We start from the raw sequence: 25,834 nt of genomic DNA on the forward strand, positions 1-25,834 counted from the left end.
GTGCCACGCCACCGCTTCATCTGCTGCCCCTGCAAGCCATCGGCACCGCTCACGGTGCCATCGCTGCAGCCATCCCTTTTTCTGACCACAAGGCACCGCCATGTCCACAACCCCCGCCACCCGTGAAGTCATCGCCATCGATGCCGGTATCGCCGACTGGGAGACGCTGGTTGCCAGCCTGGACCCCGCCATGCCGATCATCCTGCTGCCCGCAGGCGGCAACGGCCTGGAAGCCCTGGCACTGGCGCTGGCCGACTACGGCACGCTGGACGCGCTGCACCTGGTCACCCACGGCTCCGAAGGCCAGCTGCACCTGGGCGAGTTGCGCCTGAACACCGCCAACCTGGGTGAGCAGGCCGGCGCGCTCGCGCAGATCGCCAGCCACCTGGCACCGGGTTCCGACGTGCTGCTGTACGGCTGCTCGGTGGCCCAGGGCGAAGATGGGCAGGCATTCGTCAACAGCCTGTCCAGCGCGCTGCATGGCGCCGATGTCGCAGCGTCCACTGATCGCACTGGCGCGTTGGCGCTGGGCGGCGACTGGGACCTGGAGTATTGGGCGGGGCAGATCGAGACGATGCTGCCGTTCGATGCGCAGGACATCGTAGAGTACAGGGCGGCGTTTGCGGGGGATGACACCGGCCTACCCACGGTGTCTTCGATCAACCGCGTCTCCACCGCGATCACCAACGCTACCAGCGTCAATTTCACCGTCAAGTTCTCTGAAAGCGTCAGCGGGGTCGATACTTCAGACTTCTCCCTGACCAAAAGCAATACTGCCAACGGCACTATCTCCAGCGTGACGGGGAGCGGAGACACCTACACCGTGACGGTGAACAGCATCTCCGGTGATGGCACTGTGCGCCTGGACCTCAAGAGTTCAGGGACCGGCATCCAAAACACGGCCGGCAACGCCATCCCCGGCGGCTACACCGCAGGCCAGCTGTACACCATCGACAACACGGGGCCCGCAGTCGGGTCGGTCAATTCCAGCGCCGCCAACGTCACTTACAAGGCGGGCGACACCGTCGGCATTCGGGTCATCTTCAGCGAAACAGTGATCGTCACGGGTACCCCGCAACTGACGCTGGAAACCGGCGCCACCGACCAGGTGGTGAACTACGCAAGCGGCAGCAGCACCAACACCCTGACGTTCAAATACACCGTGCAGGCCGGCGACACCACGGCAGACCTGGACTACCTGGGAATCACGGCATTGGCGTTGAATGGCGGCACCATCAAGGATACGGCAGGCAACGCCAGCACCCTTACGCTGGCGGCGCCCGGCGCGGCCAACTCGCTCGGCAACAACAAAGCCATCGTGATCGACGGCGTGTCCCCCCAGGTCACCAGCGTCAACTCCAGCGCCGCCAACGGCACCTACAAGGAGGGCGACACCGTCAGCCTGCAGGTCAATTTCAGCGAAACCGTCACCGTCACGGGCACGCCCCAACTGACGCTCGAGACCGGCACCACCGACCGTGCAGTGAACTACACCAGTGGCAGCGGCACCAGTGAACTGACCTTCACGTACACCGTGCAGGCCGGCGACACCGCGGCAGACCTGGACTACCTGGGAATCACCGCATTGGCGTTGAATGGCGGCACCATCAAGGATATGGCAGGCAACGCCAGCACGCTTACGCTGGCGGCGCCCGGTGCGGCCAACTCGCTGGGCAACAACAAAGCCATCGTGATAGATACCACCGCGCCCACGGTCGCATCGGTCAATTCCAGCGCCGCCAACGGCACCTACAAGGTTGGCAACACCGTCAGCCTGCAGGTCAACTTCAGCGAGGCCGTCACCGTCACGGGCACGCCCCAGCTGACACTGGAAACCGGCACCACCGACCGTGCAGTGAACTACACCAGTGGCAGCGGCACCAGCGCCCTGACCTTCACCTACACCGTGCAGGCGGGCGACACCACGGCAGACCTGGACTACCTGGGCACCGCGGCGCTGGCACTGAATGGCGGCACCATCAAGGATGCGGCGGGCAATGCCAGCACGCTGACGCTGGCGGCACCGGGTGCGGCCAACTCGCTGGGCAACAACAAGGCCCTGGCCATCGACGGTGTGGTGCCGGTGCTGTCCTCCAGCACGCCGCTGGACAATGCTGCCGGCGTCAGCACCACCGCCAACCTCATGCTGACCTTCTCCGAAAACGTGGTGGCAGGAGAAGGCCTGGTGCTGCTCAAGAACGGCGCCGGCACGCTGATCGAGCAGTTCGATGTCACATCCGGCGAGGGCAGCCTGAACGGCAGCCTGAGCATCACCGGCGCTGCGGTCACCATCGATCCCCATGCCGACCTGGCCTACGGCACCGCCTACTACCTGCAGGTGGAGAGCCTGGCCTTCAAGGACGGCGCAGGCAACGCCTTTGCCGGCATCTCCGACGCCGAAGGCCTGAACTTCACCACGGTGGCCGCTCCAGCCCCCGCGCCCGCCCCGGACCCGGCGCCACCTGCGCCGTCACCGGCACCGACCGTGGTGGACGGGACTCCCGTACAGACCAGCACCGTGCAGAACGCGGATGGCTCGACCACGACCACGCAGAGCATTGCACCGGTCAGCAGCGGCCGGCCCGACAATGCAGGCACGCCCAACCCGCAGCTGGCCGACATACCGCTGGCCACCAGCAATGGTGAGACCCTGCTGCAGATAGGCTTGCCCACGGGGGTGGGCGCCACATCGCAAGGCTCCGAGCCGGCCACCAGCCCTGCGGCGCTGCGCCTGCAGCTCGTCACCGCCGCCGGGGCCGCTGGAGCGGGTGGGCAAGTGGACGCTATCGACAACTACCTGGCCACCGTGCCCAATGCGGGCCAGGTCGTCGTGCGCACCATCACCCTGGCAACCACCCCAGGCATCGCACCGGGCCAGCCCATCGCCATTACCGGTGCCGACGGCACGGGCGAAGGCAGCACCACGCACCCCGACCGCCAGGAAGCCCTGGTGATCGACGCGCGAGGCCTGCCGCCGGGCTCCGTGATCCAGCTGGACAAGGTGGAGTTCGCTCTCATCATCGGAGCCGTCAGGGTCATCGGCGGCGCCGGCCAGAACATCGCCAGCGGCGATGGATCGGCCCAGTGGATCGTGCTGGGCCCGGACGACGACATAATCCATGGCGGCGGCGGCAACGATGTGGTGGGCAGCGAAGGTGGCGACGATCAGGTCTTCGGCGATGCCGGGGACGACATCGTGTTTGGCGGCGCGGGCAATGACCTGCTCTCGGGCGGCACCGGCAGTGACCGCCTGAATGGGGGCACGGGCTTTGACGTGGCGATCCAGGAGGGCACACGCGCCGACTACACCGTGACTCTCGAAGGCGCAGGCATCAAGCTCACGCACACCGCCACCGGTGTCTCCGATTGGCTGGTGGATGTCGAGCAGGTGCGCTTTGCAACGGGCCCGAGCCTGACGGTGGCGCACAGCGCCGCCGAAGAAGCGGGTGCCTACCTGTTCCAGAAGTGGATTGGCCGCGATCTGAACCAGGGCGAGGGGGCCATCATCCAGAGCCTGACGGGCAAGACGGCGCTGGAAGTGGCCACGCTGTTCGCCCAAGTGTTCCCCGAGCAGAGTGCGGGCAAGACGCCGGCGCAGTTGCTGGAAGGCATGGGTGCAGCGGGAGCCGTGCGCGTGGATGCCGTGCGGGATGTGACCGTGACCGGTGATGCAGGCAACAACACCATCACGCCGACGCTGGGCCTGGCCCGGTATGTGGATGGGGGTGCAGGCATCGACACCGTGGTCATCCCGGCAACCCTCTCACAGACCTATGTGCAATCGCAGAACAATGGCAGCTTCACCCTGCAGCGCCTGACGGATGGGGCGATGCTGGATGTGACGCGGGTGGAGCGGGTCACGTTCAATGACACCAAGCTGGCCTTGGACCTGAACGGCCATGCGGGCGAAGCGGCCAAGCTGCTGGGTGCCCTGGGCGGGCCGGCTTTGCTGGCCAACAAGGGCGTGGTGGGCGAGGTGATCCGGCTGCTGGATGCCGGGGCCAGCAGCCAGACCATTGCCGGGCTGGGGCTGCAGTTGCTGGGAGCGAGCACGCCCACGCAGATTGCGCAGACGCTGTGGACCAATGTGGTGGGCCGGGCGGGCACCGACAGCGAACTCAAGCTGCTGACCGACATCATGGCTGGGGGGGTGTCGGCCCCCGATCTGGTGGTGATGGCGGGCAACCTGGAGGCCACGGCCGTGCGCATCGACCTGGTGGGCCTCACGGCCAAGGGGATTGAGTTCGCCTGAGTGTCAGATGGTTCCCGCCAGGGTGAGCCACTGTCGCACCTGGCCCGGGTGCGGGCTGCATTGCCCGCGTCCGAACCAGGGGCCCCAGCCGTGCAGGATCTTGCGCGAGAACCAGCCGCCCTCGGTGCTGTAGACCTTGATCGACGCGGCCAGGGTGCCTGTCTTGCCGTCCAGGTAGTCCACCTGCTGGATGCTGATGGGAATCAGCCGGCCCGGCACCGTATCGCGCTGCTGGAACACCTCGAGCAGGTCGCGCGGGTGCGCGACCTTGAAGTGCACCTTGATCGCGTTCTCCGGCCGGCACAGCGCCTCGAACTGCCGGGCCCCGGCGATCTCATCGGCCATGGGGGCCACCAACAGCAGGGGCGTGGCCACGAACCACAGCGCCGCCCGCCATCCAGTGGCCACGGGGATGCGCCTGACCAGCTTGAACACCAATGCCGACGCGACCGCCCCCCAGAACAGGACGACCAGCAAAAACAAAATGGCGGACATGGGGGCAGCAAGGGGAGGAAGGGCTGAACGAATCTACCACCAGCCCCCAGGGCTTCACCGCCCTTCTGTCACCCCACCCGGCCCGGCCGGCAGTGCCGGCTCATATGTCCATCGCCGGTCGGTGCTCCTCGGGTGGCACAAACTTCCACTGCCCCACCAGCAGCGAGAACACGAAGGCCCCCACCGCAAACAGGCCCAGCACGGCCAGCGCCATGCCCCACTCGCCGCCCAGGGCCCCAAAGGCGCTGGCGCGCACGGCCTTGATGGACCAGGTGAAGGGCAGCCAGGGGCTGATGTCGCGGTAGAAGGCGCTGGTCAGCTCCACCGGCAGCACGCCGCCGGCGGACGACAGCTGCAGCACCATGAGGATCAGGGCGATGGCCTTGCCCACGTCGCCAAAGGCGCGCACCAGGGCCAGTATGACGAGCATGAAGGTCAGCGACGTGACCGCCATGGAAAGCGCCAGGCCCAGGGTGTTGACGGCTTGTATGCCCAGCATGAACCAGACCATGAGCAGCACGCAGGCGGTCTGCACCAGGTTGACGCTCCACAGCACCCCGAGCTTGCCCAGCAGCAGCGACACGCGCGAGTAGCCCGCCGCCTCTTCGGGCAGGCGGCGCAGGTGGAAGATGAAGGCCGTCATCACCGCGCCCAGCCACAGCGCGATGGGAATGAAGTTGGGCGCCAGGCCCATGCCGTTGTTCTTGACCGGCGCATCGATCTCGATCTGCGGCTGGACCGAGATCGCCAGGCCGCTGGCCGTGCCCTCCATCCCCGGGCCGACGGTGGGCAGGGCGGCCTCCAGCGTGTCGAGCCCCAGCACCAGTTGCGAAGATCCATCCTTCACCTTCAGCAGGCCTGTGCGCAGCTCGCTGGCGGCGCCCGCCAGCGCCTTGCTGCCGTCCACCAACTGGTCCACCTTGGCATCGGCCGGCACCTTGGCTGCCAGCGTGGATGCGCCGGCCGAATAGGCGGCAAAGCCGTCCGCCATCTGGGCCACGCCTTGCGACAGGGCCTGCGCGCCCTCGGCCAGTTTGGCCTCGCCCTGGCCGGCCTGCTGCAGGCCGCCACGCAATTGGGTGGCGCCATCGGCCAACTGCCCGGCGGCGCCCGAGACCTTGTCGCCCACGAAGAGGATGGATTTCGACTCATCGCGCAACTGCCCTGCCCCATCGGCCAGGCGCTGCGCACCATCTTCCAGCTGCGGCAGGGCCTGCTTGAACTCGCCATGCCCGCTGGCCAGTTGCGCGGCGCCGGTCTTGAGGGTCTGCAGGTCGGCAGGCTCGGGCTTTTTCGCATCGAGCGTGCGGGCCCCCGCTCCCAGTTGCTTCATGCCATCGCCCAGCTGTGCCACACCGGTGGAGAGATCCGTTGCGCCCTTGGCCAACTGGGCCGAGCCGCCCTCGGCCTTGCCCGTGCCACTGTGCAGCGCCGCCGCCCCCTCACGCAAGCGGGCCACGCCCTCGTGCAGGCGCTGCAGGCTGTCGGCCGCCGAAGAGCTGGCGCCCAGCACCACCTCCCAGCGCTTTTCGTTGAGCGACTCGTTGACCTGGTGGCCCAGCTCTTCGGCAAAACGCTTGGCAAAGCCGGCACCCGCGTAGTTGTTGCCCTCGGACGCAAACACCACCAGCTTGCCCGCCCCCGGCGAGCCAGCCGCCATGGCCCCGGCACTGAAGTCGGCAGGGATGACCAGCGCAAACAAACTCTTGCCCTGGCGCACGGCGCGCCGCGCAGCATCGGGGTCGCCCTCTTCGTAGAAGCCGAACTGCTGCTTGTCCTTCAAGGTCTGCGCCAGGTCCATGCCCAGGTTCACCGCCTGGCCGTTGGCCATGGCACCCCGGTCTAGGTTGACGATGGCGGCCGGCAGGTTGCCGGTGTGGCTGGCAGGGTCCCACACCGATTCGAGGTAGATGAAGGCATAGAACGCCGGTATCACCACCACGCCCAGCAGCGACCAGCGCAGCTTGGGAAAGCGGCGAAACAACCGCGCCTCGAGCATCGAGACGCGCAATGCGTTGCTGAACAGGCGCATGGGCGGCGGGGCGGCTTTTGTCGTGTTGTTGTGTTTTGCACGGCAAGGCGAAACAGGCCCTTGCGGCGTTGCGCTGCAGGCGTCTGGAGTACCTTGCCGTTATGCCCCGGAGTGTGCCTTGAAGTGCGCGGTTTCGCAGATGCTGCGCCCTCGGCGCTACAGTGCAAATGTGTAAAGATTTATGTAGCGAGCGGCAGTGTGGCCAGGCAATTGAACAGGGCTTCGCAGCTGCGCACCAGCTTAGGGCGCTGCTATCTGGCAACCCGTGGCCGCCCCGAAAACGGGAAGGGAACCACCCCACATGCTTCAACCGCCCGCGATGGGCCGCAGGCACCTACTTGGCGGATGAAGCGCCAAGGGCTCCAGGCGCACCCGCAGAGCCAGCGGCCCGGATTCTTTCCAGCTGCCTCGCAAACCACTGGGCGCTGGGCTGCACGGTGCCGTTGCACCGGACCTGGTAGGCCTGGCCCGAGGCGCTGCTCGACGAGGCGGCCAGCTCGATGAATTTTTCTGCGCTGGGCAGCGTGCTTCGCTTTTCGATGTATTCCAGCTTGCGCAGCAGATGGGTCTTGGCCTCCGTGGCTGCGTGCCATGAACCATTGCGCTGGAACTCGCAGTTGGAAGCCTGCAGCGCGGCCAACAAGGCATCGATCTCGCCGCGCACCGGCGCGGCCGCAGGCGCTGCAAGCGAGATGGCTGCAGCCAGGCAGAACCAAAGACCGATCAAAGTACGTAGCATAGGTATCGCGATTTTTTAGAGGAGTGCGGCCCCGGCTCAATCAATGGCTCGCTCCAGGAATTCGCGCGGAACGCAGAAGGAGTGGCCGCTGTAGCGAGCTTGCTCTTCCAGATCGACCGTGCCTCCAAAGCCCAGCCAGAAATACCCGTAGGCGTCGATGTCTGTCACCTCGGTGATCTGGCCGACGAAGGCCCGCAGCTCCGTTTGCTCGTCCTGCGGGAGGTCGTGCACCAGCCAGTCCGGCAGGCCCAGCAACCGCACCCGGTCACCTGCCTGGATTTCAGCCACGGACATCCGCATCGCTCCCGGCCACGCTTGCGTTTTCAGCCCGGCTCGCCGGGTGGACGCAGGCAGGCGCGGGGGCCATCCATGGGTTCAGATCGGCTGCGCGATCAAATCGTGCCCGCGCACGCCCACGATGCGGGCGCGCGTGAACTCGCCCACCTTCATGGTCTTGCTGATCTTCTCGGGCGGCAGCAGCTGCACCGTGCCGTCGATCTCGGGCGCGTCGGCATACGTGCGGCCCACGCCACCCTTGCGGCCCAGGCCCGGGGCGGAGTCGACCAGCACCTGCATGGTGGCGCCCACGCGGCGCTGCAGGCGGGCGATGGAGACTTCTTCGGCCACGGCCATGAAGCGGGCGCGGCGTTCTTCGCGCACTTCCATGGGCAGCATGCCGGGCAGCTCGTTAGCGGCGGCGCCATTCACGTCGCTGTAGGCAAAGCAGCCGGCACGGTCGATCTGCGCCTCGCGCACGAAGTCCAGCAGATGGGCAAACTCTTCTTCCGTCTCGCCGGGGAAGCCGGCGATGAAGGTGCTGCGGATGACGATCTCGGGGCAGGCCTCGCGCCAGCGCTGGATGCGCTCCAGGTTGCGCTCACCGCTGGCGGGGCGCTTCATGCGCTTCAAGACGTCAGGGTGGCTGTGCTGCAGGGGCACGTCCAGATAAGGCAGCACGCGGCCCGTGGCCATGAGAGGAATCACCTCGTCCACGCTCGGGTAGGGGTACACGTAGTGCAGGCGCACCCAGGCACCGTAGGGCTCGGCGATCTCGCCCAGGGCCTGCACCAATTCGAGCATGCGCGTCTTCACGGGCTTGCCGTCCCAGAAGCCGGTGCGGTACTTCACATCCACACCGTAGGCCGACGTGTCCTGGCTGATCACCAGCAGTTCCTTCACGCCACCTGCGAACAAGGCCTTGGCCTCGCTCAGCACGTCGCCGATGGGCCGCGACACCAGGTCGCCGCGCATCGAAGGGATGATGCAGAAGGTGCAACGGTGGTTGCAGCCCTCACTGATCTTGAGGTAGGCGTAGTGCTTGGGCGTGAGCTTGATGCCCGCCACGCCGAAGTTGCCCGGCACCAGGTCGATGAAGGGGTCGTGCGGCTTGGGCAGGTTCAGGTGAACGGCGTCCATCACCTCCTGCGTGGCATGCGGGCCGGTCACGGCCAGCACGCTGGGGTGCATCTGGCGCACCATGTTGCCGCCGTCCGCGCCTTCGCGCGCGCCCAGGCAGCCGGTAACGATGACCCGGCCGTTCTCGGCCAGCGCCTCGCCGATCGTGTCCAGGCTTTCCTTGACGGCATCGTCGATGAAGCCGCAGGTGTTGACGATGACCAGGTCAGCCCCGTGGAAGGTCTTGGAGGTTTCGTAACCCTCGGCGCTCAGCTGCGTCAGGATCAGTTCGGAATCGGTCAGCGCCTTGGGGCAACCCAGGCTGACAAATCCGACTTTGGGTGTTTTCGTGGGGGACAGTACTTCGCTCATATCCCCGTATTGTCCCAGTTCCGGGGGCAAAGGGGTATGGAGGGGGCTCTCCAGGGGCTGTTAAACACCGTTCCACAGGGGCCAGGGGCCGCCAGCTTGACCAAAAGCCCAGCACCGCTACCCACTCACCTCCACCCGCACGGCATGCCCTCGCTCGATGTAGCAGGTGAAATGGCGCCGCGCCGCTACACCCTGCAGGCACTCGAAAGACAGGTCCCAGGGCTTGAGTTCGTCACCATCGGCCGGGATGGACAGGGCCACCCACGCAAAAGCCTCGCGCCAGTCGGCTGGAAAGGGCTTGCGCAGCCACTGTTCGCACTCGCCGACCAGCAGGTCCTCCCCTTTGTGGAAGGCCAGGTCGGGGGCCTGGGTGTAGCGCTCGAAAAACGCCACCTGCGCGGGCACAGGCTCGGCCGCGCCTGGGGCCTTGATCGCAAGGGTGAGGGGGTGGCCAGCCAGCTGGGTCTCGCCTTCCCAGTAGGCACCGTGTTTGGCACGGATGAGCAGCAGGTCGCCGAAGACGGGGTGTGCGAGCCTGCGGTCCCCGCCCCCAAAAAGGCGTTGCAAAAAGCCCATGGCGACCTCCGCTTTGTTCGTATCAGCGCTTCAGGCCAAACGCCCCCAGCATCTGCTCCGTCTGCTTTTGCATCTGCTCCTGCATCTGCGTGAGCATGGACTGGGACTGCTCGACGTAGTTGCCCATCATGCCCTTGAGCATGGGCGACTGCAGGTTCATGAACTGGGCCCACATCTCGGGCGTGACGCTCTGGCTTTGCTCGGCCAGCTGGGCCTGCACGTCGGTGAAGGCCTGGACGTTCTTCTCGAGGTAGGCGCCCATGAAGCCCTGCATGGCATGGCCGTAGAAGCGGATGATGTTGGCCAGCACCGCCTCGGTGAACATGGGGGCGCCGCCGGCCTCTTCTTCCAGGATGATCTGCAGCAGAATGCTGCGCGTGAGGTCCTCGCCCGTCTTGGCGTCGCGCACCACCACGGTGTGGTGGGCCATCACCAACTCGCGCACTTCGGACAGCGTGATGTAGGTGGAGGTGTCGGTGTCGTACAGGCGGCGATTGGGGTACTTCTTGATCACGCGCGGTGCAGACTTGCTGGTGGCAGATGCGGCTGCGGTGGCTCCAGCGGGGGCGCTGCTCTTCTTGTCGGGCACTACGGACTCCTCGGGCGCACAGGCCCATCATGGGTGGTATCTGTCAATCTATTGCAGTGCAACAGATTCTAGGCAGTGCCGGCCCCTGGCCCGGCAAAGGAATACCCTGATTCGCCAGAGTCGCGCAGTTGACAGCACGGTCCCGTCAAAGAATGGCGCTCCGAACCCCAAAAATGAAAAAGGGGCGCGCACTGTGTGCCGCCCCTTGCGTACCGCGCTTGGAGGCGCGGATCAATGGTAAACGTAGGTCGCGCTGTAAGGCACGGCCAGGCCCGACACACGCAGCGTCATTTTGATGGAGCCCGTGCCCGAGATGACATCGAAAGTGCAGACATTGAGCGTCCAGTTGTTGGCCAGCGCGTTTTGCTGGCTCTGGGTGATGGGCAGGCGCAGCGACGCATCGCTGCAAAACTCCTGCTGGCTCAACGGCCGGGTCACATTGACCAGCGTGATGGGGTTCTGCGCCGTGCTCACGGCCGTCACGCGCACGTCCAGCAGGTGGCCTGTGGAGCCAGTGCCGGTGAAGGGCGGGTTCGTCACCACGCCGCCATAGCTGACCAGGCTGAAAGAAGGATTGCCCAGGCTCACCTGGGTGAACAGGTCCTTGCCGATGGTCAACTGGGGCAGGTGCAGCAAATTGCCGGTGCTCAGGAACTGGATGTCTTCTCCCACCACGGCAGGGTCATTGGCCTTGAGCAGGCCCACATCCAACAGCTTGATCACCACACTGAAGTACCTGGCGTTGTCGATCTGCAGCGTGGGCAGGCTCAGCGTGCCGGTGGCGCCATCGAACACCGCCGGGTCTGCTGCCTGGGCCCCTGCCATGGCGCTCACGAGAAACGCCGCAACCGCGAGGTTTTTTGGGTTCGGTTTCACGTCTGATCTCTCCTGGGCCCTTGTCAGGCCTGTAACCGTTAACGTACATCGTAACCAACTGAGTCAGGCAACAATCTGTGGTGCCCGACGGGAGGCGTAGCGCATGCACCACACCTCAATGGGTGTATTGTCCGCCGGAGTGGGGCTGCTTGCTGGTGATCAAGGACACATCCCCGTGCAGAACGCGCCTCATTTTTCAGCACCAATGGCCACCATTCACCTCACAGAGGATGACAATAGGCGCCATCCCGACGTATAAGGCGCTTAACCATTGCCAATAACACCGCAACGGGGCGCCCAGCCCGCCGCAGGTATAGGCATTGGCTGGCATACGCGGCCCGGGGACAGAAGTACGGTGGTTGCCAGACCACCACTATCCAAGGAGCTCGCCATGCCCGCACCCGCACCCCAGCCCATGCCTCCCATCGACACACCACCGCTGGAGCAGCCACCCCAGCCGGCCTGGACGCCCGCGCCGCCCCAGGGCGATCCGCCACCCGGCCCTGCCGAGTCGCCCGTGCAGGACCCGCCACCGCATTTTTGAGCGGTGGTACAGAGGCGAAGGGGCCGTTGCTGCACGCAGGTGGCAGCCGCCGAAGGCGGTTGCGCGGGCCGCTGGGCGTCTCACAGCCGGGCGCGCCTGCCCAAGGCCCGCCCCGCCCGGCGTACCGCAGGCTCGCGCTGAATCAGAGGTAGTTACCGGTTGGGCTGCGGCACCGCTGCGTAGTTGGACGCAATGGCCTGTACCACGGCACCGATCAGCACGGCATCCCCCGCTTGGGTGGGCAGCACGTCCTTGACAATCTGCACGGCGTACTGAAGCTGCTCCTTGGCCAGCGCCGCAGCCATGGCATTGCCACGTTTTTCATTGGGCGCAGCATCGCGGATTGGCAGGGACATGGGGAGCTTTCTCAAGAGAGGAAAGCACAGAGTATGGACCTCGCCCGATAGCCCTTGCCCCCGCTCGCCGGGCCATGCACAGCGCGCCTGGCGCAGGAGCAGCGCCTGCAACCGCCCCTTGGTGCTGGAATCGCGTGCGTTTTGCGCCGCAGGCTGTTGGGGCGTGTCATCATTCATTTCGCCCCCGCGCCACCGGTGCTGCCCAGACAGCCAGTGCGCGCGGCTCCACTTTTGCGACAGGGATGGATGAAAGGCAAGGCCCGGCAGGTGTTTTCCCCGCGAACCGGCGCTCCACGGTCTGCCAAAGACCGCTCATCGCTGCGGCTCGAGCCGTGGCGGGTGTTCCTGTTCGTGTTTGCATTGGCCGGGGTGGCCATCGTCCTGCAGCTGCTGAACGCGCGCCACACGATCCGCGAGGCGGAGGAGGCGCGGCTGCAGGACCTGAGCCGCTATGTGTCGGAGAACCTCACGCGCCAGCTCAAGGGCCTGAACGAGGCGCTGACCCGCATCAGCCGCGACTACCGTGCCACGGCGCTCACCGCGTCCAGCGCCGATGCATCCCGGCAGCTGCACCTGCTCACCGACGTGATCCAGGCCGTGCGTGGGCTGGCGGTGCATGACGCCAATGGCACGGCCGTCGCGTCGGACCGCGCAGCCGACGTGGGCCGGGATTTTTTCGCGGCAGAGTTCTTCCGCGGCGTGCACGGCCGGCCCGACCCGCGCGTGCTCTACCTCTCGCGCCCCTCGGCATCGGACGACGAGGGCGTGGCGCTGTACCTGTCGCGGGCCATCTTCGATGCCGAGGGCCATTTCTCGGGCGTGGTCAGCGCCACGCTGGACGATGAGTTCTTCGCCTTCATCATCCGCTCCGCGCTGTTCGCGCCGGACATGCGGGCCACGCTGGCGCATGCCGATGGCGAGGTCTTCGTCACCGTGCCCAGCATGGGCACCGAGCGCATGGCCAACCTGGCAAGGCCGGGCTCCGCGTTTGAAGCCCATGTCAAAAGCCAGCGACAGACGACCGTGTTCGAAGGCCTGGTGCCCGCCACGGGCCGCGAGCGGCTGGTGGTGCTGGCCAGCGTGAAGCCGGTGGGCCTGGGGCTGGACAACACCGTGGTGCTGGCCGTGAGCCGCGAGCGCTCGGAGGTCTACGCCCCCTGGTACGCCCAGGTGCGCATGTACGCCATGCTGTACGCCGCCCTGCTGGCAGCGGCCACCGGCCTGCGCCTGATCGAGCGCCGGCGCCTGCGCCGGCTGCTGGCGCACGAAGAAGCCTCGCAGGCCGCGCTGCAGCTGACGGCGGCCCGCCTGGAGCGCGCGCTCGACGGCGCCCAGCTGGGCCTGTGGGAGCTGCAGGTGGACTCGCGCCAGTTGCGCATCGATGCACGGGGCGCGCGCATGCTGGGCTATGGCGACGCCGAGGTGGTGCGCCCCATCGAGGAGTGGACGGCCACCTTGCACCCGGCCGACCAGGCCGCCAACGCCGCCGCCTTCTCCGAGCACCTCAGGGGCGCCAGCCCGGCCTACGAGAATGAGTTCCGCGTGCGGCTGCAAGACCGGTTCGTGTGGCTCTTCAGCCGCGGCAAGGTGACCGAGCGCGCCGAGAGCGGCGCGCCCCTGCGCATCATCGGCACGTTCATGGACATCACACCGCGCAAGACCAGCGAGGCCGCGCTGGCAGACGCCGTGCTGCTGCAGAAGAAGTCCGGCGAAATCGCCCGCATCGGTGGCTGGACGCGGGACCTGACCACCGGCCAGTCGCAATGGACCGACGAGGTCTACCGCATCCACGACCTGGATCCGGGCGGCGCGCCGGACCTGCCGCGCACCCTCGACTTCTACACCGAGGCGTCGCGCCCCCTGATTGCCTCTGCGGTAGAAAAATGCGTGCAGGACGGCACGCCCTGGGACCTGGAGCTGCAGATCGTCTCGGCCAAGGGCCGCATGCTGTGGGTACGCACGCAGGGCGAGGCCATCTGGCAGGACGGCGCCATCGTGCGGATCACCGGCGCCTTCCAGGACATCACGGCCCGCAAGCAGGCCGCGCTGGAGCTGGAGCGGCTGAACGCCACGCTGTCCGAGCTGTCCTACCAGGACGCGCTCACCGGCCTGGGCAACCGCCGCCTGTTCGACGACACCCTGCAGGCCGAGTGGGCGCGCCACGCACGCCAGGGCGCGGCGCTGTCGCTGCTGATGGTGGACGTGGACTACTTCAAGCGCTTCAACGACCGGCACGGCCACCAGGTGGGCGACGAGTGCCTCAAGCGCGTGGCGGGCGTGCTGCGCGAGGCCCTGTGGCGATCACACGAGCGCGCCATGCGCTATGGCGGCGAGGAGTTCGCCATCCTGCTGCCCGAAACCACGCGCGAAGGCGCCCGCCTGGTGGCCCAGCGGGTGCTGGACGCGGTGGCCTCCGCGCGCATCGCGCACGGCGCCTCTCCCCTGGGGGCCTGGGTCACGCTGAGCATCGGCGTGGCGTGCATTGCGCCATCGATGGAGGCCAAGCCCGCCTCCCTCACCCGGCGGGCGGACATGGCGCTCTACCAGGCCAAGGCACAGGGGCGTGCGGGGCTGGTCGTGGAAGACATGCCCCCTTGAAGGAGCGCAGGCCCTTACCTGCCGGCGCCGCCATCGAGCAAGGCGCGCACCCTGCGCGCCATGTCATCCACCTCGAAGGGCTTGGTGAGGATCTCCCTGCCGGGCGAGGCAAAGGGCTGCGAGGCTGACACCTTCTCGGCATAGCCCGTCATGAACAGGATTTTCAGGTCCGGCCGCTCGGCGCTGGCCGCCTCGGCCACCTGGCGGCCGTTGAGCCCCGGTAGGCCGACGTCGGTGATGAGCAGGTCGATGCGGCGCTGCGGCACCCGCAGTTGGTGCAGCCCCGAGGGGCCGTCGTGCGCCTCCAGCACCTGGTAGCCCAGGTCGCGCAGCACCTCGGCCACCAGCTCGCGCACCAGGGTTTCGTCCTCCACCACCAGGATCACCTCGCCCTTGCCCGCCGCGGTGGCGCTGGGTGCGGGCAGTGCGTGCGCGGGGCCGTCCTCGGCGTTGAAGTGGGCCGGCAGGTAGATCCTGACGGTGGTGCCCTGCCCATACTCGCTGAAGATGCGGGCGTGGCCTTCGGACTGGCGGGTGAAACCATAGATCATCGACAACCCCAGGCCCGAGCCCTCGCCCACCGCCTTGGTGGTGAAGAACGGCTCGAAGGCATGGGCCAGGGTCTCTGCTGTCATGCCCGTGCCCGTGTCGGTCACGGCAATGCACACATACGGGCCGGGCTGCACGCCGTGCAGGGCTGCGGCGTAGGCCGCATCGAGCTCGGCGTTGTGCGTTTCAATGGTCAGCCGGCCGCCACCCGGCATGGCGTCGCGGGCGTTGATGGCCAGGTTGAGGATGGCGCTTTCCAACTGGTTCTCGTCGCACAGCGTGGTCCACAGGTCGGGCGCCAGCTGCAGCGACAGCTCCACCTTCTCGCCGATGGTCTGGCGCAGCAGGTCCTGCATGGACAGCACCAGCGGATTGGTGCGCACGGCCTTGGGGCTGAGCGGTTGGCGCCGCGAGAAGGCCAGCAGCCGGTGCGTAAGCCCCGCCGCGCGCGAGGTGGACGCCAAGGCCCGGGTGACGTAGGTATCGAGGTCGGCCGCCGTGCTGTGCACCCCTTGCCCCAGCCGCTTGCGCAGCACCTGCAGGTTGCCCATGATGCCCTGCAGCAGGTTGTTGAAGTCGTGCGCGATGCCGCCCGTGAGCTGGCCCACCGCCTCCATCTTCTGCGCCTGGCGCAGCGCCTCTTCGTGCAGGCGCAGCTGCTGGCTGCGCTCGGCCACCTGGGATTCGAGCGTGGCGTTCAGCGTCTGCAGCGCCACCTCGGCCTTGCGGCGCTCTTCGATCTCGCGCTGGGCGGCCTCGAACAGGCGGGCGTTGTCGATGGCAATGGCCGCCTCGGCCGCCAGCAGGGCCACCGAGCGCTCCGAGCGCTCGGTGAACACGCCCGGCTGCGCGTGGCCGAAGAACAGGCCGCCGATCACATGGCGGGCCCGGTCGATCACCGGCACCGCCAGGTAGCTGGTCACCGCCAGGTGGCCCTGGGGCATGCCGTGCCAGGGCGCGCTCTGGCCGTAGCGCGGGTCCTGGGTGATGTCGTCCGAGCGCACGATGCCCTCGCCCGCAAACGTGGGGCCGAAAAGGGCCGTGTTGCGCGGCATGGGAAAGCCCTCGAACGCGGCGCGCGGCGCGCCCGACAGGGTGTACAGCGTGTAGCTCTCGCCCGCAGCGTCCACCAGGTTGTAGAAGAACGCGCCGAACTGCGCGCCGGTCACTTCCACGCCCGCGTCGGTGACGGCCTGCACCACCAGGGCCAGGTCGTTCTCGCGCGCCAGCGTGGCGGCGGCGCGGTTGAGGATTTCCAGCGTGCGCTTTTCCTCACGCAGCGCGTCTTCGGACACCTTCCACTGCGTGCGGTCGCGCAGCACCTTCACAAAGGCCACGGGCGCTGCGGCGGGGTCGGTCACCGGGGTGAGCTCGCCCACCGCCCAGAAACGCGAGCCATCGGCGCGCATGCGCCATCCCTCGTGGCCGCCACGGCCTTTGGACTGGGCGTCGGCCATTTCCTCGGTCACGCGCGCCTGGGGGTTCGTCTCTTCGGGAAAGATGCGCAGCAGGGTCTGGCCCAGCATCTCTTGCTCGGACCAGCCCAGCAGCCGCACGGCGCCAGGGTTCCAGCTGAGCACGGCGCCCCGGCTGTCCAGCGCGATGATGGCCGTGTCGGTGGCGCTGTTGATGACGGTCGACAACGCGGCTGCGCTCAGTGGCATGGGGTGCGGTTTCTTATATTGGCATATTCGCCCGCGACCTCACGCCCAGCAAATATCGGGTGCGCTCGCGGGACAGGAATCGCCACTTTAAATTCTTGGCCGGGTTTGAACCACCCGGGTGTTCATGGATGTCTACACGGAACGGGGCCGGCCTTGCGGGCGCACACGGTCAGGCTTGGGGGTCGGGCAAGCCCATGCAGTGGTCGAAGAACGCATCCAGTTCCGTAGATTTGTCGAACACGGCATCGGCCCCCTGGGCCAGGCAGCGGCGGCGCATGTCGGGCGTGGCGTAGTTGGACAGCACAAACACATGCTGGCCGGGATTGCGCTGGCGCACGGCCTGCAGCACCTCCAGGCCCGAGCCGGCGGCCAGAAACAGGTCCACCACCATCAGGTGCCATTGCCCGCGCCAGCGCTCCACCGCCTGCCGGGCACCCGAGGCAGTGGTGGCAATGGCAACAACGCGGGCATTGGCCAACTCCTCCAATGCCGGAACCAGGGTCTCACTGATGGTTTTGTTGTCTTCGACGAGAATGGTGATGAAAGGCATCGTGGAACGTGCCGGTTACACCGGTTATTGGGAAGCTGCCTACAATCTAAGCGCGTACATGGCCACAGCCTGTAGGCCGTTACCCCGCATGCACACGATTGTGTGATTTTTCCCCCATTGAGCCGAGCCCCCACCATGCCCAGCGAGTCGAAACCGTCCCAGGCATCCGAGATCGCAGATGTCCTGAACCAGAACATCGAAGCGGCCGAGCAGATCAAGGCCACGGCCAGCGAGCTCAACGTGGTGCACGCCGTGCTGTCCACGCAAATCCCCACCGAAGCGCTGGAGGGCGACCTGCAGGCCGCTGTGGAGCGCACCGACGAGCTGGAGCAGCAGCTCAGCGAGACGGCCGAAGCGCTCGAAAAATCCAACGATCTGCTGCGCGAGATCGACGCCAAGCAAAGCGCCGCGGCCACGAAAAAATAGCAGCCCGCCTGCCTCCCTCTGTCCGAAGGGGGCCGGTGCGGCGGCATCGTCCTACAGCGGCCAGGCCACTGCGTCAGCACACTGGGCTTTTTGCAGCGGAGGCCCCATGGCCACACCACCCCCATCGCCCGACGGCAAGCCCCGCAAGGACCCCGACCGCCCCACCCCGGCCTTTACCGAGACCGATGCCCAAGCCGGCAAACGCAAGCCTGCAGACACGGCGCCCGAGCGCGGGGACATCACGCCATCGGCTCCTGCACACCATCCGCCCGAGTCGGACGTGGACCCGGAGACTCCGGCAAGCATCAATTCCCCATGACGGAGATGGGTCGGCACAACTCGGTGCAGGCCAGCGCAACCTACAGTCAGAGGGGGCTCACAGCGGCGTCAACGCCTCTGGCAGGCACGACTCCTCATGCCCCACCAGGCGGATCCACATGCCGCTTTTGCGGATGATGACGTAATCGACGGTGACGACGCGGCCTTTGTAGAGAAATCGGGAACCGGGCTTGTACAGAACCATGGGAGCAAAAAGAAGGCGGGTGGCAGGCAGCAAGCGCCTGCAAGAAACAGGCCTTCGATGGTGCCTGCGCATGCGCCATGGGGTTGTGAAAACCGCGAAAGACCTGCCGCTCTACTGGGCTGCTACTTGACTGACGCGCGGGGGTACGCGCCATCCCGTCGCGCTGCCGCGCGACAACCCAGACCAGTGCCTCTCAGTGCTCGCCCACCACGGCGTGTTGGATAGACGCGTCCACGCTCGGTGCGGACTGCACGGAAACGAACTGCGTGGCAGCCGGCAACTGGCTGGCGAGAGCTGCCTTGATCTCTGGCGCGGCCATCTTGAAAGCCACCACGCACGACACCACCAGCACCGCAATGACCGCAGAGATGCCAAACACCCGCGAATCACCCGCACTGTCGGCGCCCTGCAGCATGCCGTAATTGCCCGATGTGTTGCTGATGGTTTTCATGTGGTTGCTCCTGGCTGTGTGTTGCAGTGAAGTTAACGGCCAGCGGGCGCCTGGGCTGTCGGACAAATACCATTCCTGGGTGTCGAAAACCCGCAGTAGCCGTCGTGCCCCGCGAGCCCCCTTGGCGCCATGAAAAAAGCCGCCTGGCAAGGCGGCTTCTGGGGCCCATGCAGTGCTGGCCTACATCCGGTTCCACGGCCACTCGCCGCACTTGGCCTGCGACACCGTCACATTCGCCAGGCGACGCATGGCGGTGTCGTCGTAGATGTAGCTCAAGCGCACACCGGCCTGCAGGTCGGGCGACACATGCGGGTCGCGGCACAGCGTGCCCAGCAGCTCGCGCTCCACCACGGCCTCGAAATCCGGCCGCACCCCGGCCGGGCTGACCAGGAACTTCACCGTCACATGCCGCCCCGCGTGCGTGGCCGAGGTGGTCAGGATGCGCTCGTCGCGCCGCTCGCGTGCGTCCGCGTTGTACTCCTCGGCAAGGCGCTTGGCCCGCGCCTCGGCGGTCAGGCGTGCGCCCTTTTCGGACGGCGCCTTGCCCATGAGGTAGTTTTCATCGCACACCCGCAGCGCGATGTGGATGCCCGTGGGCGTGGGCTTTTCGGTGGCGTTCTCCACGCAGCGGTCGTACTGCGCGCGCGCCTTGGGCCCCAGGTCCTCGCGCGAGCGCTGTGGGTAGTCCTGCGCCATGGCGGCAGATGCACAAAGCAGCATGGCGCCGAGCGCCGCGCCGCGTGCCAGTGGTGGCATGGTCTTCATGGTCGATTTCCCCCAGTTTCTTGTAGGTTCATGCATGGGTGCCGTCACTCCAGCGAGCATGCAGTGTGCTCGCCAGCCGCACCCGCGGCAAGCTGCGTTGCGCTCGGTAACCAGTGCAATGTCGGGGCCCCGCCCCGTAGCGCTGTAGAGGCAGCGTCAGCCTGCGGCAAACGCCACCACCGCCACCAGCAGCATTACCGCAGCGGCTGCCAGCCACATCACTCGCGGGCTGTACTGGCCGAACTCCAGTTCTGCATCGTCTGCCAAGCCGGCATCGGCGAAGGACATCTGGCGCTGGAATGGTTTGCTGGTGCTCATGGTGCTCTCCCGGTGGTACATGTGTGCAAAGGTAGCTGGCAAGCCCAGCCGTCCGTGTCAGACAAGTTCCCATCCTCGCAGCAGATGGGGCCGGTGGCGTTTTTGAAAATGGCTGCGGTGTGCAAAACTGCACGGAGAGCAGGCCCAAAACCGGGAGGAACGCTGCCCGGCCCTGTGGCGGCCCGCTGGAGCGAGGCAAAGGGGTCCTTGTCCCACGTCCCCACAGCGGCATGCCTTGCAGGCGCATTGCCACCACTGCGCCACCGTGGTGGATGACCTACTCCACCTTTGTTGACCGGAAGCAGGCCCTGGCCACCTGGGCCATGGCCCTGGAAGCATTCCACCAGGAAATGCACCGCGTGCTGCGCGGCGGCCAGCGCGATCGCGTCCGGTCCGTGGCGCTCAAGCGGGCGCTTGATGCGGCCCGCGCCGAGGTGGATGGGTTGGCCCCTTGAACGAGACGGGGCGGTAAGCACGGCGGTGCTTTCACCCGCGGACACCCTCCACTAAGAGCGGAACAAAACTCAGCGAAGCGGTTCTGGCTAGGAGCGTGCGCGGCAGAAGGCATCGAAGCGAAACGTCCGAAAACCGAGGATCGCTGGGTAGTACCGACAAGCCCAGGGTGGCACCCTGGGCGCCGGAGGTGATACCCGGCGAGACCGGTTTGTCGGGCGTTGCAGCCGATGCTCCTTCTGCCGCGCACGCTCCTAGGCGCTGCGCCGCAGGCAGTACGTTAGTACGACAAGGCGCAGCAACGACGCCAGAAGAGTTTTGTTAGCCGCTCTAAGGCCGCGTCAGCTTCCATTCGCGGTGCATTTCCTGCATGAGCAGCCGCGCCAGAAAGTCCGCGTTGTCCTGCACCTTGGCGCTTTTTGGCGCAATGCCCATGGTCAGGCAGGTGACGGTGAGGGTGCCGTCCTTCACCTGCCAGGTGCCCGTGTGCCCTTCGATTTCGAGTTGCCCGCTGTCTTCGGGCGCCGCATCAGCGTTGGGGGCCATGGGGCTTTAGCGCCGCGCCTTGCACAACGACTCCCACAGCGACGCCGCCGCCGTCGGCTGCGCGCCGCACTCGAAGGCCAGCTTCAAAAATTCTTCAGCAGACACTGAAATCTCCTGCGGCAGCGCCCGCACCACCTGCATGGCGCCGGGCTTGAGCCGCTCGATCTCCCAGCTGGAGAGCCGGCCATCCGACAGGGCCGCCTGCCTGAAGGCCGCAACGATGTCGGCCGGCAGGTTCGGCCCGAAGACGTAGTATTCGAGCCGGGGCAGAAAGCTGGCCTCCAGGTGCGCCCCATTGGCAGGGGCGCCATTGGCCTCGTACCAGGCCTCGCGCGAGCGCCCCTGCCCCCCAGGGTAGCGGTCCGGCACCGTGTAGTAGCGCATGCGCTCCACAGGAATGCCACCGCGCGCCAGCAGCGACTGGTACAGCGCTGCCATGGGCTCAAGCGACCGTACCGTGGCGTCGTCATGCCTGCGGCTGAAGTCGATCTGGCCCAGCCATGCGTGTTCCTGATCGGTAAGGTCAATGTCCGGGGTGCGTGTCATGTACCCCATTCTGCCCTCAGGCACGGCCCAGGCACCAAGATAAAAGTTTGGCTTGTCGGAATCCCGATACTCGAAAACCATGGCGAATCTGCTACGCCCTGCCCGGTATGCTGGGGCGCCGGGTCCCCAGCGCCACCAGCGGCACGGCCATGGCGTACACCGCCACCACCAGCAGCCATATGGCGCCGGGCCAGTCCGACCGCACGGCATAGTAGAACGCCGAGAAGCCCAGCGGCGCGATGATGGACGCCAGGCTGACGGCCGAAGCCAGCATGCCCTGGAACTGCCCCTGCAGGTCGGCACCCACCTGGCGGCTGGCCAGCGCCTGCAGCGCCGGCGTGCCGATGCTGCCCAGCGCAAAGACCGGCATGGCTACGAACACCATCCAGCCCTGGCGTATGAAGGCCATCGCCACCAGGGCCAGGCAGGCGCAGGCAATGCCCGCCAGCACAGCGCCCCTCTCACCCAGCCAGCGGCTGGCCGGCCCGGGAGCCAACGCCTGCACCAGGGTCTGGCACACGCCGAAGGCGCCCAGCGACAGTCCGATCCACAGGCCATTCCACTGGAACGCGTCGGCACCCCACAGCGCCCAGCAGATGCCATAGGCCTCGCCGGTCGCGCTGAGGATGAAGAAGGTCAGTACGATGGGCCGCAGGCGCTTTTCAGAAAGCACCCATGCCAGGGGCCGCAGCGGGTTCAGCGCCGCCAGGCCGATGCCCTCGCCGCTGCCCTTGCGCGATTCGGGCAACGATGTGCATGCGAGCACGAAGTTGGCCCCCGTGAGCACCGCCGCTGCGATGAAGGGCAAGCGCACCCAGTGGTCGCCGAGCACGCCGCCCAGCACCGGCCCGATGATGAAGCCCGCGCCGAACATGGCGTTGAAGAGCCCGAAGCGCCGCGCGCGCTGCGCCTCGGGCGTGACATCGGTGATGTAGGCCGTCGCCACCGACATGTTGGCGCTTGTCAGCCCCGCGATGGCGCGCCCCAGCAGCAACAGCCACAGGCTGGGCGCGCACGCCAGCAGCAGGTAGTTGAAGCTGGCGCCGGCCAGGGACAGCAGCAGCACGGGCCGCCGGCCCAGCCGGTCGCTCAGCGCGCCCAGCACCGGCGCGAACACCAGTTGCATGGTTGCATACAGTGCGGCCATGATCCCGATGAACGGCGCGACATTGCCGGCGCCAGTGACTTCGCCGACCAGCGCCGGAAGGATGGGAAACACGAGGCCGATGCCCATGGCATCGAGCGCAACGCAAAGGTAGATGACGATAAGGGGTCGGTTCATGCAGGGGCGCTCCAGTCCGTGCAGGCATGGCTGCGCCAAGGGCGCAGCTGCTCGCAGCAGGGTCCGACGGGTGTCGGGGGAAACGCTGGCCGGGGTCACCCCGTGCGGGGGTGGCGGCGTGTGCGCGGCCAATTGCGGTTTCGGTGTCCAGATGGACGGGCGAATGCAACAAACGGCCGTTTCTCGCGGTGTTCGAGTGCGCAGTATCGCACGCCCGCGCTGCTACCTCGACGCCCCGCCCCCCCTATCTCACCGTGAGCACGATCTTTCCGCGAATGTGCCCGCGCGCCGCCCGCTCGTGTGCGCTGCGCGCATCGGCCAGCGCAAAGGTGCTGTCGATGGCCACGCGCACCGTGCCCGCGCCGAGCAAGCCCGCCAGTTGCACGAGCTGGGCGCCGCTGGACCTCACCTGCGTTGCCGACACCGTGAAGCCCCGCTGCGCGGCCTCGTCGGCGCCGGTGTAGCCCAGGGGGAACACGGGGTACAGAACGCCACCCGGCTTGAGCGTCTGCAGAAACCGGCCGGTGGTGGGACCGCCCAGGGTGTCGAGCACCAGGTCCACCCCGCGAGCCACCTCTTCGGGCGCGCCCTGGGTGTAGTCGATGAATTCGTCGGCGCCCAGGCCCCGCAAAAAGGCCTCGTGCGCACCGGAGGCCACGGCGATCACGTGCGCGCCCTTGACCTTCGCCACTTGCACCGCAAAGTGCCCCACGCCGCCGGCCGCGCCGTTGATGAGCACCGTCTTGCCCTCGACGGGCACCGGCCGGTGCATCTGCGGCTGCAAGGGGTTCGGGTGGTCGTGGCCCAGCTCGATGAGGAACTGCCACGCCGTGAGCAAGGCCATGGGTGCAGCAGCTGCCTGCACGTGGCTGATGCCGGCTGGCTTGTGTGCCAGGTCCGATGCGGGTGCGGTCACGTATTCGGCATAGGCCGCGCTGTCGCCATAGCTGGGAAAGCGCACCATGCCGAACACCTCGTCGCCCACGGCCAGGCCTTGCACGCCCGGCGCCACGGCCTCGACCACGCCCGAGACGTCCGATCCCGGGATGGCGGGCATCGCGATCGGCGGTTGCCACGCGGGCGGCAGCATGCGGTAGCCCTCGCGCAGGTACCAGTCGGGCGGGTTGATGCCCACTGCGTGCACGCGCACCAGCACCTCGCCGAGCTTGAGCGCAGGCACCGGCGCATCCTCGTAGCGCAGCACCTCGGGGCCGCCGAAGGCGTGCAGGCGGATGGCTTTCATCATCGTCGTCGTGGTTGTCGTAGCGGTCGTCATCGTGATCTCCTGGGATTCGTCAAAACCGCAGTGTCGATCTTCACCGTCTGTTTGATAATCCCTCCACAACTCACTTGTTTCATGCCATGACGGAATCAATCAGCCTGGAGCGCCTGACCGGCATCGTCGCGTTTGCCCGCGCGGCGTCGCACGGCAGCTTCACCGCCGCAGCGCAGTCGCTGTCGGTGTCACCATCGGCGGTGAGCAAGACCATCCAGCGGCTGGAGCAGCAGTTGGGCCTGCGCCTGTTCACGCGCACCACCCGATCCCTGGTGCTCACGCCAGAGGGCCGCGAGCTGCACGAGCGCGCCCTGCACCTGCTGCGCGCGGCCGAGGATGTGGTGCAGTCCGCCGTCGCCGTGCGGGCCGAGCCGTCCGGCACCATCAAGGTGGCGGCGCCGCTGCCCATCGGCACGCGCCTGCTCGCGCCCGCCCTGCCGGAGTTTCGCCGCCGCTACCCCAAGGTGCAGGTGGACCTGCGGCTGGGCGACCGCTTCGTGAACCTGGTCGAGGAAGGCATCGACGTGGCTATCCGCATCGGTGATCTGCCCGACTCCAACCTGCTATCGCGCGGCCTCACCTCGGCCAAAGTCAGCGCCTTCGCCTCGCCCGCCTACCTGGCAGCGCGGGGCACGCCCCAACGGCCCGAGGACCTCCAACACCACGATTGCGTGAACTTTCGCTACCAGGCATCGGGCCAGCTGATGCGCTGGGTGTTCAAGGCCGGCAGCCGCACGGTGGAGTTCACGCCCGATGCAGCCATCGTGGTGGACGTGAGCGACGCGGTGGTGGAGGTCATCGCCTCCGGTGGCGGCATCGGCATGTCGGCATCGTTCATCGCCGCGCCGTATGTCGAGCGCGGCCTGCTGGTGCCGGTGCTGACCGAATTTGCGGCCCACATGCCGACCATCACCGCCGTCTGGCCCGAAAGCCGGCGCGCGAGTCCGAGCGTCAAGGCGTTCATAGCGTTTCTGGAGGAGCTGTTTCCGTCGCCCGCGCCATGGGATGCGGTGATTGCGAATGCAGCCTTGAGGCCAAAGCACATCCCGCCGACCACAGGTACGAAAAAATGACCGTTTGGCCGGTCTCGTACGGCATCGCATACTGCGGCTTCAACTGCAGTCACCCAAATGGGCTAGATCACCCCCGGGCCTACTCTGACACTATGGACCATGGTCCCCTCCCCCTCCCTGCCGCGAAACACCGCCCTTGCCACCTGGGCCAGGGCTCTGGAGGAATGGCAGGAAGAGGCCACCCGGCTGGCCCAGGGGGGTGCGCCCGACAGCCACCGCGCCGCCGCACTGAAAATGTCGCTGGACACCGCACGCTACCGCCTGGGCCTGGTGTCCGCATAGCAGCCTGGTGCGGTGACTGCAGGCAAGCCCCGCACCTGTTGCCTGTTCGGCCGTTGCCGGACAGTGGGGCGACATGCGTTGGACAACGGGAACGGCGTTAGTTAACTGGACACACAGATCGGCTCTCGCCGACATTCCCAGGTCGCTGGCAGTACCTGCTCCGCTTCGCTGAGTCGCCTTCTTGGGTGATACAGGGCACAGGCGCGAGCGGCTAGACTGCCGCTATCGGCCAGAAGCTGCCGTTGGCGGTTTGAGAAAGCGGTCGCTCAATGTTTGCGTTCACCGGCGGCAGCAGGCCCGGAGTTC

27 protein-coding genes are annotated in these 25,834 nt (G+C 67.0%); 8 read left to right on the forward strand and 19 right to left on the reverse strand.

What is annotated here, in order from left to right:
* The first annotated feature begins 100 nt into the window (after positions 1-100).
* Positions 101-4,252, forward strand: coding sequence for a DUF4347 domain-containing protein (locus ACSQ9E_RS16940; RefSeq protein WP_436218578.1), 4,152 nt, complete (start codon positions 101-103; stop codon positions 4,250-4,252).
* Positions 4,253-4,255: 3 nt separating this feature from the next.
* On the opposite strand, the gene ACSQ9E_RS16945 is transcribed toward ACSQ9E_RS16940, so the two are convergent.
* From ACSQ9E_RS16945 to ACSQ9E_RS16980, 8 genes are all read right to left on the reverse strand, one after another.
* Positions 4,256-4,747, reverse strand: coding sequence for a hypothetical protein (locus ACSQ9E_RS16945; RefSeq protein WP_436218579.1), 492 nt, complete (start codon positions 4,745-4,747; stop codon positions 4,256-4,258).
* 100 nt (positions 4,748-4,847) lie between these two features.
* Entirely contained in the window at positions 4,848-6,779 is a 1,932-nt protein-coding gene (locus ACSQ9E_RS16950) for a YhgE/Pip family protein (RefSeq protein WP_436218580.1), read from the reverse strand.
* Between the two features lie 334 nt (positions 6,780-7,113).
* On the reverse strand, positions 7,114-7,518 hold the full coding sequence (locus ACSQ9E_RS16955) for a DUF5329 family protein (protein WP_428001460.1): 405 nt from the start codon (positions 7,516-7,518) through the stop codon (positions 7,114-7,116).
* Positions 7,519-7,554: 36 nt separating this feature from the next.
* Positions 7,555-7,812, reverse strand: coding sequence for a hypothetical protein (locus tag ACSQ9E_RS16960; RefSeq protein ID WP_057264530.1), 258 nt, complete (start codon positions 7,810-7,812; stop codon positions 7,555-7,557).
* Between the two features lie 81 nt (positions 7,813-7,893).
* Positions 7,894-9,285, reverse strand: a complete 1,392-nt coding sequence (rimO, locus tag ACSQ9E_RS16965) for a 30S ribosomal protein S12 methylthiotransferase RimO (protein ID WP_436218581.1) — start codon at positions 9,283-9,285, stop codon at positions 7,894-7,896.
* A gap of 117 nt (positions 9,286-9,402) precedes the next feature.
* Positions 9,403-9,861 (reverse strand): hypothetical protein, encoded by a 459-nt coding sequence (locus ACSQ9E_RS16970; RefSeq protein ID WP_179680699.1) that lies wholly within the window; start codon positions 9,859-9,861, stop codon positions 9,403-9,405.
* Positions 9,862-9,883: 22 nt separating this feature from the next.
* Positions 9,884-10,450 carry a polyhydroxyalkanoate synthesis repressor PhaR gene (gene phaR, locus ACSQ9E_RS16975; protein ID WP_436218582.1) on the reverse strand — a complete coding sequence of 189 codons (567 nt, stop codon included), beginning with the start codon at positions 10,448-10,450 and terminating at the stop codon, positions 9,884-9,886.
* A gap of 231 nt (positions 10,451-10,681) precedes the next feature.
* Positions 10,682-11,326 (reverse strand): hypothetical protein, encoded by a 645-nt coding sequence (locus ACSQ9E_RS16980; protein ID WP_157421841.1) that lies wholly within the window; start codon positions 11,324-11,326, stop codon positions 10,682-10,684.
* Positions 11,327-11,717: 391 nt separating this feature from the next.
* Here ACSQ9E_RS16980 and ACSQ9E_RS16985 point away from each other — a divergent pair, with 391 nt between their 5' ends.
* Positions 11,718-11,870, forward strand: coding sequence for a hypothetical protein (locus ACSQ9E_RS16985; protein WP_157421840.1), 153 nt, complete (start codon positions 11,718-11,720; stop codon positions 11,868-11,870).
* Between the two features lie 152 nt (positions 11,871-12,022).
* Here the strand turns inward: ACSQ9E_RS16985 and ACSQ9E_RS16990 are convergent, their stop codons facing one another.
* Complete coding sequence (locus ACSQ9E_RS16990) at positions 12,023-12,226, reverse strand: hypothetical protein (protein ID WP_057264513.1); 204 nt, start codon at positions 12,224-12,226, stop codon at positions 12,023-12,025.
* 339 nt (positions 12,227-12,565) lie between these two features.
* On the opposite strand from ACSQ9E_RS16990, the gene ACSQ9E_RS16995 reads away from it, so the two are divergent.
* Entirely contained in the window at positions 12,566-14,824 is a 2,259-nt protein-coding gene (locus ACSQ9E_RS16995; protein WP_436218583.1) for a sensor domain-containing diguanylate cyclase, read from the forward strand.
* A 14-nt stretch (positions 14,825-14,838) separates the two neighbouring features.
* On the opposite strand, the gene ACSQ9E_RS17000 is transcribed toward ACSQ9E_RS16995, so the two are convergent.
* Positions 14,839-17,037 carry a response regulator gene (locus tag ACSQ9E_RS17000; protein ID WP_057264509.1) on the reverse strand — a complete coding sequence of 733 codons (2,199 nt, stop codon included), beginning with the start codon at positions 17,035-17,037 and terminating at the stop codon, positions 14,839-14,841.
* Between the two features lie 169 nt (positions 17,038-17,206).
* Entirely contained in the window at positions 17,207-17,587 is a 381-nt protein-coding gene (locus ACSQ9E_RS17005) for a response regulator (protein ID WP_057264507.1), read from the reverse strand.
* 135 nt (positions 17,588-17,722) lie between these two features.
* On the opposite strand from ACSQ9E_RS17005, the gene ACSQ9E_RS17010 reads away from it, so the two are divergent.
* Both ACSQ9E_RS17010 and ACSQ9E_RS17015 read left to right on the forward strand, forming a co-directional pair.
* Positions 17,723-18,013 carry a hypothetical protein gene (locus tag ACSQ9E_RS17010; RefSeq protein ID WP_057204198.1) on the forward strand — a complete coding sequence of 97 codons (291 nt, stop codon included), beginning with the start codon at positions 17,723-17,725 and terminating at the stop codon, positions 18,011-18,013.
* A 106-nt stretch (positions 18,014-18,119) separates the two neighbouring features.
* Positions 18,120-18,332 carry a hypothetical protein gene (locus ACSQ9E_RS17015; RefSeq protein ID WP_057264505.1) on the forward strand — a complete coding sequence of 71 codons (213 nt, stop codon included), beginning with the start codon at positions 18,120-18,122 and terminating at the stop codon, positions 18,330-18,332.
* A 57-nt stretch (positions 18,333-18,389) separates the two neighbouring features.
* On the opposite strand, the gene ACSQ9E_RS17020 is transcribed toward ACSQ9E_RS17015, so the two are convergent.
* The 4 genes from ACSQ9E_RS17020 to ACSQ9E_RS17035 all read right to left on the reverse strand — a co-directional run bounded on the left by ACSQ9E_RS17020 (position 18,390) and on the right by ACSQ9E_RS17035 (position 20,070).
* Complete coding sequence (locus tag ACSQ9E_RS17020; protein WP_164470692.1) at positions 18,390-18,536, reverse strand: hypothetical protein; 147 nt, start codon at positions 18,534-18,536, stop codon at positions 18,390-18,392.
* A 193-nt stretch (positions 18,537-18,729) separates the two neighbouring features.
* Positions 18,730-18,987, reverse strand: a complete 258-nt coding sequence (locus tag ACSQ9E_RS17025) for a hypothetical protein (RefSeq protein WP_057264503.1) — start codon at positions 18,985-18,987, stop codon at positions 18,730-18,732.
* A 180-nt stretch (positions 18,988-19,167) separates the two neighbouring features.
* Positions 19,168-19,752: a hypothetical protein gene (locus tag ACSQ9E_RS17030; RefSeq protein WP_057264501.1), complete on the reverse strand. Its 585-nt coding sequence runs from the start codon at positions 19,750-19,752 to the stop codon at positions 19,168-19,170.
* A gap of 156 nt (positions 19,753-19,908) precedes the next feature.
* A complete protein-coding gene (locus ACSQ9E_RS17035) occupies positions 19,909-20,070 on the reverse strand; it encodes a hypothetical protein (RefSeq protein ID WP_157412621.1) in 162 nt (53 codons plus the stop codon).
* Between the two features lie 272 nt (positions 20,071-20,342).
* Between ACSQ9E_RS17035 and ACSQ9E_RS17040 the strand changes: the two genes are divergently transcribed.
* The gene (locus tag ACSQ9E_RS17040) at positions 20,343-20,525 is read left to right on the forward strand and encodes a hypothetical protein (protein WP_436218584.1); all 183 of its coding nucleotides are present in this window, start codon (positions 20,343-20,345) and stop codon (positions 20,523-20,525) included.
* Positions 20,526-20,853: 328 nt separating this feature from the next.
* Here the strand turns inward: ACSQ9E_RS17040 and ACSQ9E_RS17045 are convergent, their stop codons facing one another.
* The 4 genes from ACSQ9E_RS17045 to ACSQ9E_RS17060 form a co-directional block, all read right to left on the reverse strand.
* Complete coding sequence (locus tag ACSQ9E_RS17045) at positions 20,854-21,069, reverse strand: hypothetical protein (protein ID WP_436218585.1); 216 nt, start codon at positions 21,067-21,069, stop codon at positions 20,854-20,856.
* 6 nt (positions 21,070-21,075) lie between these two features.
* Positions 21,076-21,615 carry a hypothetical protein gene (locus ACSQ9E_RS17050; protein WP_157412620.1) on the reverse strand — a complete coding sequence of 180 codons (540 nt, stop codon included), beginning with the start codon at positions 21,613-21,615 and terminating at the stop codon, positions 21,076-21,078.
* Between the two features lie 91 nt (positions 21,616-21,706).
* Positions 21,707-22,897 carry a TCR/Tet family MFS transporter gene (locus ACSQ9E_RS17055; protein WP_436218586.1) on the reverse strand — a complete coding sequence of 397 codons (1,191 nt, stop codon included), beginning with the start codon at positions 22,895-22,897 and terminating at the stop codon, positions 21,707-21,709.
* 244 nt (positions 22,898-23,141) lie between these two features.
* Positions 23,142-24,173 (reverse strand): NADP-dependent oxidoreductase, encoded by a 1,032-nt coding sequence (locus tag ACSQ9E_RS17060; RefSeq protein ID WP_436218587.1) that lies wholly within the window; start codon positions 24,171-24,173, stop codon positions 23,142-23,144.
* 86 nt (positions 24,174-24,259) lie between these two features.
* On the opposite strand from ACSQ9E_RS17060, the gene ACSQ9E_RS17065 reads away from it, so the two are divergent.
* Both ACSQ9E_RS17065 and ACSQ9E_RS17070 read left to right on the forward strand, forming a co-directional pair.
* A complete protein-coding gene (locus ACSQ9E_RS17065) occupies positions 24,260-25,246 on the forward strand; it encodes a LysR family transcriptional regulator (protein ID WP_436218588.1) in 987 nt (328 codons plus the stop codon).
* Between the two features lie 99 nt (positions 25,247-25,345).
* Positions 25,346-25,528: a hypothetical protein gene (locus ACSQ9E_RS17070; protein ID WP_436177630.1), complete on the forward strand. Its 183-nt coding sequence runs from the start codon at positions 25,346-25,348 to the stop codon at positions 25,526-25,528.
* Positions 25,529-25,834: the final 306 nt, after the last annotated feature.

The sequence above is a fragment of the Acidovorax sp. LjRoot118 genome, assembly GCF_964253575.1.
In the GTDB taxonomy this organism is placed as follows: domain Bacteria; phylum Pseudomonadota; class Gammaproteobacteria; order Burkholderiales; family Burkholderiaceae_C; genus Acidovorax.

Coding starts and splice junctions, on each gene's coding strand:
- ACSQ9E_RS17030 (WP_057264501.1), bottom strand. CDS start 19,752: ATGAAGACCATGCCACCACTGGCACGCGGCGCGGCGCTCGGCGCCATG.
- ACSQ9E_RS17070 (WP_436177630.1), top strand. CDS start 25,346: ATGGTCCCCTCCCCCTCCCTGCCGCGAAACACCGCCCTTGCCACCTGG.
- ACSQ9E_RS17035 (WP_157412621.1), bottom strand. CDS start 20,070: ATGAGCACCAGCAAACCATTCCAGCGCCAGATGTCCTTCGCCGATGCC.
- ACSQ9E_RS16955 (WP_428001460.1), bottom strand. CDS start 7,518: ATGCTACGTACTTTGATCGGTCTTTGGTTCTGCCTGGCTGCAGCCATC.
- ACSQ9E_RS17010 (WP_057204198.1), top strand. CDS start 17,723: ATGCCCAGCGAGTCGAAACCGTCCCAGGCATCCGAGATCGCAGATGTC.
- ACSQ9E_RS16990 (WP_057264513.1), bottom strand. CDS start 12,226: ATGTCCCTGCCAATCCGCGATGCTGCGCCCAATGAAAAACGTGGCAAT.
- ACSQ9E_RS17040 (WP_436218584.1), top strand. CDS start 20,343: ATGACCTACTCCACCTTTGTTGACCGGAAGCAGGCCCTGGCCACCTGG.
- ACSQ9E_RS17015 (WP_057264505.1), top strand. CDS start 18,120: ATGGCCACACCACCCCCATCGCCCGACGGCAAGCCCCGCAAGGACCCC.
- ACSQ9E_RS17065 (WP_436218588.1), top strand. CDS start 24,260: ATGACGGAATCAATCAGCCTGGAGCGCCTGACCGGCATCGTCGCGTTT.
- ACSQ9E_RS17005 (WP_057264507.1), bottom strand. CDS start 17,587: ATGCCTTTCATCACCATTCTCGTCGAAGACAACAAAACCATCAGTGAG.
- ACSQ9E_RS16950 (WP_436218580.1), bottom strand. CDS start 6,779: ATGCGCCTGTTCAGCAACGCATTGCGCGTCTCGATGCTCGAGGCGCGG.
- ACSQ9E_RS16985 (WP_157421840.1), top strand. CDS start 11,718: ATGCCCGCACCCGCACCCCAGCCCATGCCTCCCATCGACACACCACCG.
- ACSQ9E_RS17050 (WP_157412620.1), bottom strand. CDS start 21,615: ATGACACGCACCCCGGACATTGACCTTACCGATCAGGAACACGCATGG.
- ACSQ9E_RS17020 (WP_164470692.1), bottom strand. CDS start 18,536: ATGGTTCTGTACAAGCCCGGTTCCCGATTTCTCTACAAAGGCCGCGTC.
- ACSQ9E_RS16960 (WP_057264530.1), bottom strand. CDS start 7,812: ATGTCCGTGGCTGAAATCCAGGCAGGTGACCGGGTGCGGTTGCTGGGC.
- ACSQ9E_RS17000 (WP_057264509.1), bottom strand. CDS start 17,037: ATGCCACTGAGCGCAGCCGCGTTGTCGACCGTCATCAACAGCGCCACC.
- ACSQ9E_RS17055 (WP_436218586.1), bottom strand. CDS start 22,897: ATGAACCGACCCCTTATCGTCATCTACCTTTGCGTTGCGCTCGATGCC.
- ACSQ9E_RS17060 (WP_436218587.1), bottom strand. CDS start 24,173: ATGACGACCGCTACGACAACCACGACGACGATGATGAAAGCCATCCGC.
- ACSQ9E_RS17025 (WP_057264503.1), bottom strand. CDS start 18,987: ATGAAAACCATCAGCAACACATCGGGCAATTACGGCATGCTGCAGGGC.
- rimO (WP_436218581.1), bottom strand. CDS start 9,285: ATGAGCGAAGTACTGTCCCCCACGAAAACACCCAAAGTCGGATTTGTC.
- ACSQ9E_RS16945 (WP_436218579.1), bottom strand. CDS start 4,747: ATGTCCGCCATTTTGTTTTTGCTGGTCGTCCTGTTCTGGGGGGCGGTC.
- ACSQ9E_RS16940 (WP_436218578.1), top strand. CDS start 101: ATGTCCACAACCCCCGCCACCCGTGAAGTCATCGCCATCGATGCCGGT.
- ACSQ9E_RS16970 (WP_179680699.1), bottom strand. CDS start 9,861: ATGGGCTTTTTGCAACGCCTTTTTGGGGGCGGGGACCGCAGGCTCGCA.
- ACSQ9E_RS17045 (WP_436218585.1), bottom strand. CDS start 21,069: ATGGCCCCCAACGCTGATGCGGCGCCCGAAGACAGCGGGCAACTCGAA.